The organism is Dactylosporangium darangshiense, assembly GCF_039537565.1.
GTDB lineage: Bacteria > Actinomycetota > Actinomycetes > Mycobacteriales > Micromonosporaceae > Dactylosporangium > Dactylosporangium darangshiense.
Map to the genome: position 1 here is coordinate 368,907 of NZ_BAABAT010000001.1, position 12,688 is coordinate 381,594.

Consider the following 12,688-nt stretch of genomic DNA (forward strand, 5'->3'; position numbering starts at 1 on the left):
CCACAAGGGTGCCACGCCGACCGCCCAGAAGGGAGCAGTACCGGCTTCGACCGCACGGGACACCAGCCCCTCTGCGCTTCCGCAACTCGGCCGGCCACCAACCCTCGAGCCTCGAAGCAACCTCAAATTCGGTGGAGCGGTCCAGCTATCGCGCGTAGTGTCGTTGTCCGCTTGACGGCCGCGGTGAGGTAGCCACCGCAGCGGACGTCCCACGCGCCGGGTCTGAGCCCGGATACGCGAGCGAGCGGATTCCCGCGAAGGAAATCACCGTGCTCTCACTCGAGACAGACCTGCAGACCGAACGTGACCACCTCGCCGCCTCACGGGCGGCGCTCAAGCGCATGCGCGAGCATGCCGAGGACCTCTACGCCACCGGAGACCAGGTCGCCGGCGACCCTTTCGCCGCCGAGACCCTCGGCCGACACCTGGCCCGGCGGATCGCCGACCTCGCCGACAATCCCGACACGCCGCTGTTCTTCGGGCGGCTCGACCTCGACGAGCACCGGTACCACGTCGGCCGGCGGCACGTCACCGACGCCGCCGGCGAGCCGATGGTGCTCGACTGGCGCGCGCCCTTGTCGCGCAAGTTCTACCAGGCCAGCGCCCGCGACCCGCAGGACGTCGACGTGCGACGGCGGTTCGGGTTCGTCAAGGGCGAGCTCACCAGCTTCGAGGACGAGCACCTCGGGCGCGGCGAGGAGCAGGGAACGAGCCAGATCCTGCTCGACGAGATCGAGCGGCCCCGCGTCGGGCCGATGCGCGACATCGTCGCCACGATCCAGCCCGAGCAGGACGAGCTCGTGCGCGCCGAGCTCGACGAGTCGATCTGCGTGCAAGGGGCGCCCGGGACGGGCAAGACGGCCGTGGGGCTGCACCGGGCCGCATACCTGCTGTATCTGCACCGCGAGCGGCTGCGCCGGGCCGGTGTGCTCATCGTCGGGCCCAATACCGCGTTCCTGCAGTACATCGCGAGCGTCCTGCCGACCCTCGGCGAGGTCGAGGTCCGGCAGTCCACGATCGACGGGCTCCTCGCCACGCCGGTCCGGGCGGTGGACGACGAGCGGGCCGCAGAGGTCAAGAACCAAGACAAGATGGCAGCGGTACTGCAAAAACGGCTCCTCGCCCGCATCCGACGCCCCGAAGAGGCGCTCACGGTCTCGGACGGGTCGTACCGCTGGCGGATCTCGGCCGAGGCGCTGCGGCGGATCGTCGATGACGTGCGGCGCGAGGCCCCGCCGTACGCGACCGGCCGCGAGCGGGTGCGCGCCCGGGTCGTGTCGCTGCTCATGCGCCAGTCGGAGGCGCGGCGGGGCGACTCGCCGGGCGAAGGCTGGCAGCGGCGGATGGGGAAGGTCGCGCCCGTCGCCGAGCTGCTCGACGCCGTCTGGCCGGCGGTCACGCCCGAGCAGCTGGTGTTCGAGGTGCTCAGCGACCCGATCGACGAGGACCTCGACGAGGCCGAGCGGGCGGCGCTGCGCTGGGCGAAGCCGCCGAAGTCGGCGAAGTCGGCCAAGTGGAGCGCGGCCGACGCGGTGCTCATCGACGAGGCGGCGGGGCTGATCGACCGGGTGCCGTCCTTCGGGCACGTCGTGGTCGACGAGGCGCAGGACCTCTCCCCCATGCAGGCGCGGGTGATCGCGCGGCGCAGCGAGCACGGCTCGATCACGCTGCTCGGGGACCTGGCGCAGGGCACGGCGCCGTGGGCCGCGCGCGACTGGGGCACGCTGCTGTCGCACCTGGGCAAGCCGGGCGCCCGGGTCGTGCCGTTGACCACGGGCTTCCGGGTGCCGGCCGCGGTGGTCGCGCTCGCGAACCGGCTGCTGCCGGCGCTCGGGGTTGACGTGCCTGCGGCGCGCTCGCTGCGCGCGGACGGCGCGCTGACCATCGGTACCGTCGGGGAAATCGACGGATCCGTCGTGAACGCGGTCCGCTCGGCGCTGGAGCAGCCGGGGTCGGTCGGCGTCATCGCGGCCGACGCCGCCGTGGGCGCGCTGGCCGAGGCGATCCGTGCGGCGGGCATCGCGATCGCCGCCGCGGAGGACACCGACAGTGATGCCCGGGTTACGGTACTCCCCGCCGGCCTGGCCAAGGGCCTGGAGTACGACCACGTGATCGTGGTCGAGCCCGCCGACATCGTGGCGGCCGAGCCGCGGGGGCTCAACCGGCTCTTCGTCGTGCTGACCCGGGCCGTCTCGCGCCTTGATGTGCTCCATGCGCGCCCACTGCCCGCTCCGCTGGACGGGCTGTCGTCCGCTCCGATGTGATGGCAGTATCTGCCTTCAGCGTGAAGATCCGGAGGAGCGCGCAATGCGAGTGCGGGGTTACGCACCAGGGACACCGTGCTGGGCGGAGCTGGTCAGCCCGGAGCCGGCGGTCTCCGCCGAGTTCTACGGCGGGCTCTTCGGCTGGGGCCGCAACGACGACGGGCACTTCACGCTCGGCGGGCGGGCCGCGGCCGGGCTGCGCCAGGGCCGGCCCGACGGGCGCGGCGGCTGGCTGATCTCGATCTCCACGGACGACCCGGCCGGCACCGCGTCCGAGGTCGAGCGGGCCGGCGGCGCCGTGCGCGTGCCGCCCGCGAGCGTGCGCGACCTCGGTACCGCCGCGACGTTCAGCGACCCCGGCGGCGCGCTGTTCGGCACGTGGCTGCGCAGCCGGTTCGTCGGCGCGCAGGTCTCCTTCGAGCCGGGCGCCATCTGCTGGTACGAGCTGGCGACGCACGACCTCGAGGCGACCGGCGCCTTCTACAAGGAGGTCTTCGGCTGGCACACGGTCGAGGCCGACAGCGAGGGCGAGTCCTACTTCGAGCTGCACCACCACAACGACACCGTCGGCGGCCTGGTCCCGATCGACCACCGCTTCCCCGCGGGCGTGCCCGACCACTGGACCGTGTGCTTCATGGTGGCCGACTGCGTCGCCGCGTGCGAGCGCGTCGTCGAGCTCGGCGGCACGGTGGCCCGCCGCCCGCAGCCGGCCTCGGCCGGCTACTACGCTCGGGCGGCGGACCCCACGGGCGCGCACTTCGCTGTGATCGAGTTCACCGAGGACTGGATGCTCTAGGGCTTTAGTCCGCTTTGGTGGCGTTTCCGCCACCATCGTCATCCCCGTTGAGCGCGGCGCGCAGCCGTTCGCGCTTTTCGGAGCGCCGCTCGGCCATGCCGACGGCTTGGACGGACGCCTCGTCGCGCAGGCCCTTGAGCAGGAAGAAGGCCAGCACGGCGGAGACCAGCACGGCGATCATCAGCTTGAGCAGGACGCTGACGTCGATCGGCAAGGCGAGAACGGCGAGCGCCACGAGCCCGAAGAGGCCGAGCCGGGCGAGCGTGTACTTCAGAAACGGAGACATGGTGCACCCAGCGTAACGTCAGGCCCAGACCTGCTGCGGCACGGCGCGGCGCTCGGCCAGGGGCGTCGGCTTGTCGTACTCCCGCACGACCTCGTACTTCGTGTTGCGCTCGACCGGCTGGAACCCGGCGTCCCAGATCAGGTTGAGCAGGTCCTCGCGGTGCATGGTGTTCGGCGTGCCGTAGCTGTCGGCGTCATGCGTGATCTTGTACTCCACGACCGAGCCGTCCAGGTCGTCCACGCCGAAGTTCAGTGAGAGCTGCGCCACCGACAGCCCGTGCATGACCCAGAAGCACTTGACGTGCGGCACGTTGTCGAACATCAGCCGCGAGACGGCGAACGTCTTGAGGCTCTCCGCCGGCGAGGCCATCTTGGTGCGGGCCTGCAGCCGGTTGCGGATCTTGCCGTCGGCCGAGTCGACGAAGTCGTGCTGGTAGCGCAGCGGGATGAAGACGGTGAAGCCGCCGGTCTCGTCCTGCAGCTCGCGCAGGCGCATCACGTGGTCGACGCGGTGGCGGGGCTCCTCGATGTGCCCGTAGAGCATGGTCGACGGCGTGCGCAGCCCCTTGCTGTGCGCGAGGCGGTGGATGCGCGACCAGTCCTCCCAGTGCGTGGCGTGGTCCACGATGTGCTGGCGGACCTCCCAGTCGAAGATCTCCGCGCCGCCGCCGGTCAGCGACTCCAGGCCGGCGTCGATCAGCTCGTCGAGGATCTCGTCGGCGGGCAGGCCGGAGATCTTCTCGAACCACTGGATCTCGGTCGCCGTGAACGCCTTGAGCTTGACCCCGGGCAGGGCGCCCTTCAGCTCGCGCAGGACCTTCGGGTAGTACTTCCACGGCAGCGTCGGGTGAAGTCCGTTGACGATATGCAACTCGGTGAGCTGCTCGTCCTCCATCTCCTTGGCCTTCTCGACGGCCTCGTGGATGCGCATCGTGTAGGCGTCCTTCTCGCCCGGCTTGCGCTGGAACGAGCAGTATGCGCAGCTGGCCGAACAGACGTTGGTCAGGTTCAGGTGCCGGTTGACGTTGAACATCACCCGGTCGCCGTTCTTCTCGGTCCGCACCTGGTGCGCGAGTTTGCCCAGCCAGACGAGGTCATCGCACTCATACAGAGCGATGCCGTCCTCCCGGCTCAGCCGCTCGCCGGCGTTGACCTTGGCTTCCAGTTCCCGCTTCAGACCCGCGTCCACGCCGTCAGCGTACGTCGGACCTGCCGTTCCTCTCACATTCACCTCCCTACGACGAACCTGACATTGATCACCACTCGACGCGTGTTGCCTTCGTACGGTAAGAAAAAGTGGGCAGGAACACGGTCGGGCGGCAGACCGACTGATCGATCGGCAACGATCGACCTTTTGGCATGGCTTACCGACTGGGACGGTGGCGATGAGCGGGCTTGTACTGAGGGCGGCTTTTCCGGACGACACACCGGAGCCACCAGCGGTATTCGGTGCTTCGACGGCTGCGTCCGGCACGTCTATCGTGCGGGCGGCGGCGGTCGAGCGGCGTCCACGCATCCGCATGCGTCGCAGCACCGTGGCGGCCGCCGCGCTGGTCTGCACCATGCTGTGCTCGCTGATCACGCGCCCCGCCTACGCCGACCCGAGCGGCGACGTCCCCGACACCGGCTCCCGGCCGATCGCCTCCGGCCAGCTGGTGCTGCCCGGCACCGACGCCACGACGGCCCCGCCGGCCGCGACCACCCAGGGCCCGAAGGCCGCCGAGCTGACGCAGCTGCAGATCACCGTCGCGCAGCTCGGCGAGAAACGGAACCGGGCCTCGCTCGACCTCGACACGGCGCAGAACACGCTGACCGACGCGCAGGCGAAGCTCGCCGCGGCCGGCGAGAAGGTCGCCGAGCTCAAGGAGAAGGCCGACGCGGCCGCCGCCGAGGCGTACAAGCACGCCACCGGCCTCGGCCCGCTCGACAGCTACGCCAACGACCTGCACCAGTTCGGCCTGCTCGCGCCCGGCCTCGGCGGCCAGCCCGGCGGCGAAGAGGCCGCCCGCGACCTGCTGCGCGCCCAGGAGGCCGAGTCGGCCGCCCGCCAGGAGGTCCAGGCGGCGCAGGACGCGGTCAAGGCGGCCCAGTCGGCGTACACGCCGATCGACACCGACTTCCAGGCGCAGAACGCCAAGTACGTGCAGATGCGCGCCGACAACGACGCCATGATCCAGCAGCTCGAGGCCCAGGAGGACGCTCACGAGCAGTCCCTGAGCCCCAACCTGGTCGACAACCCGGTCGTCGACGGCATGGTCGCCAACCCGAAGGCGATCCAGGCGCTCAACTTCGCGCTGAGCAAGGTCAACAAGGCCTGGTACGTCTGGGGCGACGAGGGCCCCGACACGTTCGACTGCTCCGGCCTGGCCTACTGGGCCTACGCCCAGGTCGGCGTGCACGTCCCGCGCGTGGCCGCCGACATGTACCACGGCACGCACGCGATCCGCGCGACCAAGACCAGGCCCGGCGACCAGCTGCTGCCCGGCGACCTCGTGTACTTCGCCACCGACATGTCGGACTGGCGCACGATCTACCACATGGGCATCTACATCGGCGGCGGCAAGATGGTCAACGCCCCGACCAGCGGCCAGAAGGTCAAGATCGCCGAGGTGCGCTGGTCGAAGCTGTTCGGTGCGACCCGCATCTTCGACGCGGTCCCGGCACCCGGCCAGCCCACGACCACGGCCCCTGGCGGCGGCACCACGACCTCCTCGTCGCCGAGCCCGACCCGCAACGCGTCGGCCTCGCCGATCCCGACCGAGACGGCCTCGCCGATCCCGACCAAGAGCACGTCGCCCAGCCCGACCGAGACGACCGCGTCTCCGTCGGTCCCGCCGACAACGCCCGCGTCCGAGCCTTCGGACCCGCCGGCCGACGACCACCCGAGCCCGGCGAGCTCGGCCCAGTCGTCACCCGCCACGGTCCGCTCCGCCACCCCGAGCACGACGCCGCGGGCATCGGTCAGCGCTTCGAGCAGCTGACACCAGGCGGACCGCCCGGGTAGATCCAAAACCCGACGCACGCCGACCCAGCAACGCGTGACTCGATGTGGCACCGTGGACCCGTTGACCGACGGAAGGGGGGCCCGTCGGGCACGCGATGATGCCCGAAAGGGCACCCTGTTCATGGAGGGCAGCGATGGACGAGCGGGAGACGCGAGACGGCGCACGCGGCGAGGCGGTGCAGAACGGCCCCTCGTTCGGCGGCTCGGCGCCGGCGGGCGGCATGCCGCCGGTCAGCGGGCCACCCCAGGAGGACAGCGGTGACCTGCCCCCGCTGCCCCCACCGCCCCCGGTCGGCGCGGAGCTGCCGCCGGAGCCCACGGACGAGGAGCTGCCCGACCAGGCGTACGAGCCCCCGCAGGCTCCGCTGGACGGCCTGTGGCCCGGTGGGGACCCCTTGTCGGCCGGCGCCGCGGACGAGGAGGAGGATCCGGAGGTAGCGGCCCTGATGGCCGCCTTCTCGGACACCTCCACCCCGGCTCCCTCGGCTCCCGAACCTCCCTCAGTTCCTGCAGCTCCTGAGGCTCCGGCCCCGGAGGCTCCGGTCTTCGGGCAGGCGGTTCCCGCGGCCGAGCCCGAGGCGGAGGTCATCGCCGCAGCGGTCGAGGAAGCACCCGCCTACCGGCTGCCGAGCCTGGAGCCGGCCGCCGGCGTATACGGCCCGCCGCCGACCGACCCGACCCCGCCCCCGCCGAGCTCGGCGCCGCCTTTCGAGGCACCGCGGGCCGAGGGTGAAGATTCGGGTGGCCTGGCCAACCCGTTCGGCCCCGCCCCGGTGTCCGGCTTTGCCCCCGCCGCGGATCTCTCCTCCCCCGACGTCCCTGCTTCGGATCTTGATTCGTCGGATGACGGCTCGGAGACCCCGATCGTGGGCCGCGCGACCGTTGCCGCCGTGAGCACTCCCGAGGGCGAAATCCCGGAGGTACGTCACGAGGCCGGCATTTACCGCGCCGGCGCGTTCTCCGTCCCCGACGCCGACCCGGACCCGTTGGGTCATGACGCCCCGGATGGTGGTTCGTCCGCGTTTGTCGCCCCGTCCGGCGACCCTCTCGACGCGCCTGCCCCGTACGAGCCGCCCGTCGCACCGTTCCAGCCGGTGACGCCGTTCCAGCCCGCCGCCGCGGACGTGCCCCCTTCGTACCCGCCGGCCGGTTCGGAGGCGTCGCCGTACGAGGCTGCCGCCGCTGAGGAGCCGGCGCCGTATCAGCCGGTCACCCCGTTCCAGGCGCCCGCCGGTCAGGAGCCACCGCCGCTGCCGAGCCGCCTGCGCGCCCCGCGGACGCAGGCCGAGTCGTCGTGGGACGCGTTCGCGCTGCCCTGGACGGCCCAGTCGGGCCCGGACTCCCCGGCCACGCCGGAGCCTCCGGCCGCAGCGGCCCCCGAGCCGCCCGCGCCGGTCGAGCCCCCGCCCGTGGTCCCAGCCCCCGCGGCCTACCCGCTGCCCACCAATGACCCGGTCGTCCCGGCCCCGGCGGCGTACCCGCTGCCCACCAACGACCCGGCGCCGTCGCCGTACCAGTTCCCGCAGAGCTCCCCGGCGTCCTCCTACGGACCGCAGGAGTCGGGCTCGGGGGCCGAGCCTCCCGCGTACGAGCCGCCGCCCATCCGGCACCCGTTCGCGGCACAGGCCCGCCCGGCCGCGGTGGAGCCTCCGGTCGCGCCGCCGCCCGCGGACCTCTTCTCCGCGGTACCGCAGGCGTCCGGCGCTCCGGCCTCGTACGCCCTTAACAACGAGCCCCCCGCCGACGAACTCGGCGCCGCGAGCATCGACAGCGCCGAGGTCAGCGCCCTGGACGGCGCCGACCTCGGCGGCCCGGGCATCGGCAGCGCGGGCGTCAGCGGACCCGGTGCCGGCGGCCCGGGCGGCGCCGACTTCGGCGGCCCGAGCGTTGGCAGCGCAGACGTGAGCGGCCCGGGTGGCGGCTCCGCCGGCGCTGGACCGGGCGCAGGCAGCGGTTCGGGCATCATGGCGGGCGCGGGAGCGGCCGCCGCCGTGGCCGCCGTCGCCGCGGCCCGGGCGAGCGCCTCGGTGCCGGGCCTGCACACGGTCAGCGCCGAGGAGGCCGCCCAGGCCGCCCGGGGCAGCACCGCGTCCCCGAGGGTGTACCGCGGCGGCTCCGCCAGCACCGAGCCCCCGTCCGCCGACCCGACCCCGGCCGACGACGAGCCGGCCGAGCCGATCCCCGGCCCGACCCCGTCGCCGTTCCCGAGCCCCGAGCCGGTACCACAGCCGGAGCCCACCCCGTTCCCACCGGCCCCGGCCCCCGAGCCGATCCCGACGCCGTACCCGCCGGCACCCGAGCCGGAGCCGATCCCGACGCCGGAGCCGACCCCGGAGCCGGGCCCGACGCCGGATCCGTTCCCGCGCCCACAGCCGCAGCCGCCGTTCCCGTTCCCGTCGCCGTCGCCGTTCCAGCCCAGCCCGTTCCAGGCCCCGGACGCCCCGCCGGCCCCGTCGTACGGCATCCCCGACGCCCAACCGGCCGCCCCGTTCGGCGCGGTCCAGCCGCCGCCGCTGCCGGGCATCCCGCCGTTCGCCGGCCCGCCGCCGATCCCCGGCGCCCCCGTTTCAGGCCCGCCCCCGATCCCCGGCGCGCCCGTCTCGGGCCCGCCCCCGATCCCCGGCGCACCTGTATCCAGCCCGCCGCCGCTCCCGGGGACCCCGCCGCCGATCCCCGGCGCACCCGTCTCCGGCCCACCACCGATCCCGGGAACGCCGCCCCCGATCCCCGGCGCACCCGTCTCCGGCCCGCCGCCGATCCCGGGAACGCCGCCCCCGATTCCGGGTGCGCCCATGTCCGGACCGCCGCCGATCCCGGGGACCCCGCCGCCGATCCCGGGTGCGCCCGTGTCCGGCCCACCGCCGCTCCAGGGCCCGCCGCCATTCGGTGGCGCCCGGTCCGCGCCCGACGCTCCGGCCGCGCCGTCCTACGGCGTCCCGGGCTCCCAGCCGGCGCCCTCGTTCGGCGGCAACGCCGCACCCTCATACGGCATCCCCGACGCGCAGCCCGGCCCCTCGTTCGGCGGCAGCTCCGCGCCGTCGTACGGCGTGCCGGACTCGCAACCGGCGTCCTCGTTCGGCGGCAGCTCCGCACCCTCGTACGGCGTGCCGGACTCCCAGCCCGCGGCCCCGTTCGGCGTCGGCTCGGCGCCGTCGTACGGGATCCCCGACTCGCAGCCCGCGCCGCCGTTCGGTGGTGCCGACCAGACGCCGCCGCCGGTCGAGAGCTCGCCGTTCCTCGTCGCGCAGGAGCCGCCGCCGCTGCCGACCGACGGCGACGACCCCGGTGACGCGGCAGCGCCCAAGGCTCCCGAGGCGCCCGCGCCGCCGGCGTACACGACGCCGTCCGCCGAGCATCCCTGGGGACACGACGACCCCTCGGCGCCCGTGCCGCAGGCCGGCGCGCCGTGGCAGCAGGCCGGGGCGCCGCCGGTGTGGAACCCGCCGCAAGGGGGCAACCGCCTCGGGTACGTCACGCCGCCGCCCGGGCAGCAGAGCTGGGCGCCCAACCCGGGACAACCCGGGCAGCCCGGCCAACCGGGGCATCCGGGACAGCCCGGTCAGCCTGGGCAGTACGCGCCGCAGCCGGGACAGCCGGGCTACCCCGTGCAGCCGGGACAACAGCCGGGACAGCAGCCTGGGCAGCCGGGGTGGGGCCAGCCGCCCGCCGCTCAGGGCTGGAACCCGCCGCCGCAGCCGCAGCAGCAAGGGTGGACGCCGCCGCCCGGCCAGCCCGCTGGCCAGCCGGGGTGGCAGCCAGGGCAGCCTGGGCAACCGGGGCAGCCGCCCGCCGGGCAGCAGCCGGGTCAGCCGGGGTGGAACCCGCCGCCGGCCCAGCCGGGGTGGCAGCAGCCGCCCCCGCAGGGGTGGCAGCCGGGCGGGAACCAGCCGCCGCAGCAGCAGGGATGGACGCCGCCGCCCGCCTCCGCGCCGCCCGCCCAGCAGGGATGGAACCCGCCGCAGCCGCCGCAGCCGCAGCCGCCGGGGCAGCAGCAGCCAGCCTGGGGGCAGCAGCCCGCCCAGGGGTGGACGCCGCCGCCTGGCCAGCCGCAGCAGGGCTGGGGCCAGCCACCAACGTCTACGCCGCCGGCCCAGCAGCCGAGTTGGGGTCAGCCGCCCGCGTCTGCGCCGCCCGCCCAACAGGGTTGGGGCCAGCCGCCGACGTCCACGCCGCCCGCCCAGCAGCCGAGCTGGGGGCAGCCGCCGACGTCCACGCCGCCTGCACAGCAAGGCTGGGGGCAGCCGCCCACGTCTACGCCGCCCGCCCAGCAGGGCTGGGGGCAGCCGCCCACGTCCACGCCGCCTGCGCAGCAGGGGTGGGGGCAGCCGCCGACCAGCGGGGGGCCCGCGTGGGCGCCGCCGCCGATGCCGGGTGGTGGCGCATCTGGAACGGAGAGCAGCGATCATGAGGTACCACCGCAGAACTGGCCTGGGCGCGGAGACTTCCCGCCGCCGGCCAATCGGGCGCCGGGGAGCGTCTACCCGTCTACCGGTGCGCCCGCTCAGCAGCCCCCGGAGCACCAGCAGCCCCCGGCCATCCCGCCGCCCGACGAGGAGCCTGCTTTAGAGGAGGCATCCGATCCGGCCCCTGCGGCCGAAAGCTATGGGAAGTGGGCTCGCGGCGAGCGGGCCTCCGCCGGCACCGTGTATGGCGGGAAGAGCGGCGCGTCGGCGTCGTCCCTCCCGGCCGACGGCGGGGGTAGTCCGCTCGAGAACTCCGGCTCGCTCACCGGGCACATCCTGAGTCAAGGGACCGCGGAGTCCGATGATGACGACGACGAGGCGCCGGCCAGGTCCGGCAATCGGCGGGTGATCATCATCATCGCGGTGATCGTGATCGTGTTGATCGTCGGCGGGTACCTCGCGGTCACGCTGGCGCAGAACTTCATCGACGGGATCTTCGGCGGAGTCTCTTCGCCAAAGAAGTGACCGTGCGCACGTCGGCTGGGGCCTTCGGTGCGAGATCGGATAGTCTTAACCGTTCTCCAATCGGAAGGTCCCAGCTCCTTGCTGCTCGCTGACCCCAGCTCGTATCCCTCAATTTTCGAACAACCCGATTCGCGCATCGAGCCGACCGAGGCTCGTGGGTTTGCGGATCTCGGCCTGCCGCACCGGCTGGTGCGCACGTTGGCCACCCAGGGCATCACCGAGCCGTTCCCGATCCAGGCGGCGACCGTCCCCGACGTGCTCGCCGGCCGCGACGTGCTCGGGCGCGGGCGCACCGGCTCGGGCAAGACGCTGGCGTTCGGCCTTCCGATGCTCGCCCGGCTCGCCGCCTCGGGCCGCTCCCGGCCGCACGCGCCCAAGGCGCTCGTGCTGGTGCCGACGCGCGAGCTCGCCATGCAGGTCAACGACGCGTTGACCCCGTTGGCCAAGGTGCTGGGCCTGTTCTGCAAGACGGCCGTCGGCGGCGTGCCGTACGACCGGCAGATCTGGTCGCTCGAGCGCGGCGTCGACGTGCTCGTGGCCACTCCGGGGCGACTCGGTGACCTGATCAAGCGCGGCGTCTGCCGGCTCGACGCGGTGGAGATCACCGTGCTCGACGAGGCCGACCAGATGGCCGACATGGGCTTCCTGCCCGAGGTCACCGAGATCATGTCGCAGACGCCGACGGCGGGGCAGCGGCTGCTGTTCTCCGCGACGCTGGACAAGGACGTCGACGCGCTGGTCGGGCGGTTCCTGGTCGACCCGGTGACGCACTCGATCGAACCGGCGGTCGCCTCGGTGGGCTCGATGGACCACCACGTCCTGCTGGTGCCGCCGCACGACAAGTTCGCGATCGCCGCCTCGATCGCGGCGCGCAAGGGCCGCACGATCCTGTTCGTGAAGACCCAGGCCGCCGTGGACGAGCTGGTGGAGCAGTTCGCGAAGGTCGGCGTGCGGGCCGGCGCGCTGCACGGCGGCAAGACGCAGCGGGTGCGCACGCGCACGCTGGCCGAGTTCCGCGAGGGCAGCGTGGACGTGCTCGTGGCCACCGACGTGGCCGCGCGCGGCATCCACATCGACGACGTGTCGCTGGTCGTGCACGTCGACCTGCCGCGCGACCAGAAGGACTACCTGCACCGGGCCGGGCGCACCGCTCGAGCCGGTGCGGCGGGCACCGTCGTCACGCTGGTGCTGCCCCGGCAGCGGCGGCAGGCCGCGGCGCTGCTGGCCAAGGCCGGAGTGACCCCGAACGAGCTGCGCGTCCGCGCTGGCGACCCGGCGCTGGCCGAGGTCACCGGCGCCCGCCAGCCCAGCGGGGTGCCGGTGCGGGCCAACCATCACCACAGCCCGGCCCCGACGCCGCGCGGGCGCCGCATGAACGACCGCCGCCCACCGCGCAACCGGTAGCGAGCTG

The 12,688-nt window shown here is 73.7% G+C and carries 7 protein-coding genes; 5 read left to right on the forward strand and 2 right to left on the reverse strand.

What is annotated here, in order from left to right; genetic code table 11:
- Positions 1 to 248: 248 nt before the first annotated feature.
- Positions 249 to 2,264, forward strand: a complete 2,016-nt coding sequence (locus tag ABD901_RS01605; RefSeq protein ID WP_345121113.1) for a HelD family protein — start codon at positions 249 to 251, stop codon at positions 2,262 to 2,264.
- A gap of 43 nt (positions 2,265 to 2,307) precedes the next feature.
- On the forward strand, positions 2,308 to 3,060 hold the full coding sequence (locus ABD901_RS01610; protein ID WP_345120360.1) for a VOC family protein: 753 nt from the start codon (positions 2,308 to 2,310) through the stop codon (positions 3,058 to 3,060).
- A 4-nt stretch (positions 3,061 to 3,064) separates the two neighbouring features.
- Here the strand turns inward: ABD901_RS01610 and ABD901_RS01615 are convergent, their stop codons facing one another.
- Both ABD901_RS01615 and mqnE read right to left on the reverse strand, forming a co-directional pair.
- Positions 3,065 to 3,346: a DUF4229 domain-containing protein gene (locus ABD901_RS01615; RefSeq protein ID WP_345120361.1), complete on the reverse strand. Its 282-nt coding sequence runs from the start codon at positions 3,344 to 3,346 to the stop codon at positions 3,065 to 3,067.
- Between the two features lie 18 nt (positions 3,347 to 3,364).
- Positions 3,365 to 4,534 carry an aminofutalosine synthase MqnE gene (gene mqnE / locus ABD901_RS01620; protein ID WP_345120362.1) on the reverse strand — a complete coding sequence of 390 codons (1,170 nt, stop codon included), beginning with the start codon at positions 4,532 to 4,534 and terminating at the stop codon, positions 3,365 to 3,367.
- A 331-nt stretch (positions 4,535 to 4,865) separates the two neighbouring features.
- Here mqnE and ABD901_RS01625 point away from each other — a divergent pair, with 331 nt between their 5' ends.
- The 3 genes from ABD901_RS01625 to ABD901_RS01635 all read left to right on the forward strand — a co-directional run bounded on the left by ABD901_RS01625 (position 4,866) and on the right by ABD901_RS01635 (position 12,681).
- On the forward strand, positions 4,866 to 6,326 hold the full coding sequence (locus tag ABD901_RS01625; protein WP_345120364.1) for a C40 family peptidase: 1,461 nt from the start codon (positions 4,866 to 4,868) through the stop codon (positions 6,324 to 6,326).
- A gap of 157 nt (positions 6,327 to 6,483) precedes the next feature.
- Positions 6,484 to 11,277: a hypothetical protein gene (locus ABD901_RS01630; protein ID WP_345120365.1), complete on the forward strand. Its 4,794-nt coding sequence runs from the start codon at positions 6,484 to 6,486 to the stop codon at positions 11,275 to 11,277.
- A 135-nt stretch (positions 11,278 to 11,412) separates the two neighbouring features.
- On the forward strand, positions 11,413 to 12,681 hold the full coding sequence (locus ABD901_RS01635; RefSeq protein WP_345121115.1) for a DEAD/DEAH box helicase: 1,269 nt from the start codon (positions 11,413 to 11,415) through the stop codon (positions 12,679 to 12,681).
- Positions 12,682 to 12,688: the final 7 nt, after the last annotated feature.

Excerpts from the sequence above, each read along its gene's own strand:
- ABD901_RS01610 (WP_345120360.1), top strand. The coding sequence starts at position 2,308 with ATGCGAGTGCGGGGTTACGCACCAGGGACACCGTGCTGGGCGGAGCTG.
- ABD901_RS01615 (WP_345120361.1), bottom strand. The coding sequence starts at position 3,346 with ATGTCTCCGTTTCTGAAGTACACGCTCGCCCGGCTCGGCCTCTTCGGG.
- ABD901_RS01625 (WP_345120364.1), top strand. The coding sequence starts at position 4,866 with ATGCGTCGCAGCACCGTGGCGGCCGCCGCGCTGGTCTGCACCATGCTG.
- ABD901_RS01630 (WP_345120365.1), top strand. The coding sequence starts at position 6,484 with ATGGACGAGCGGGAGACGCGAGACGGCGCACGCGGCGAGGCGGTGCAG.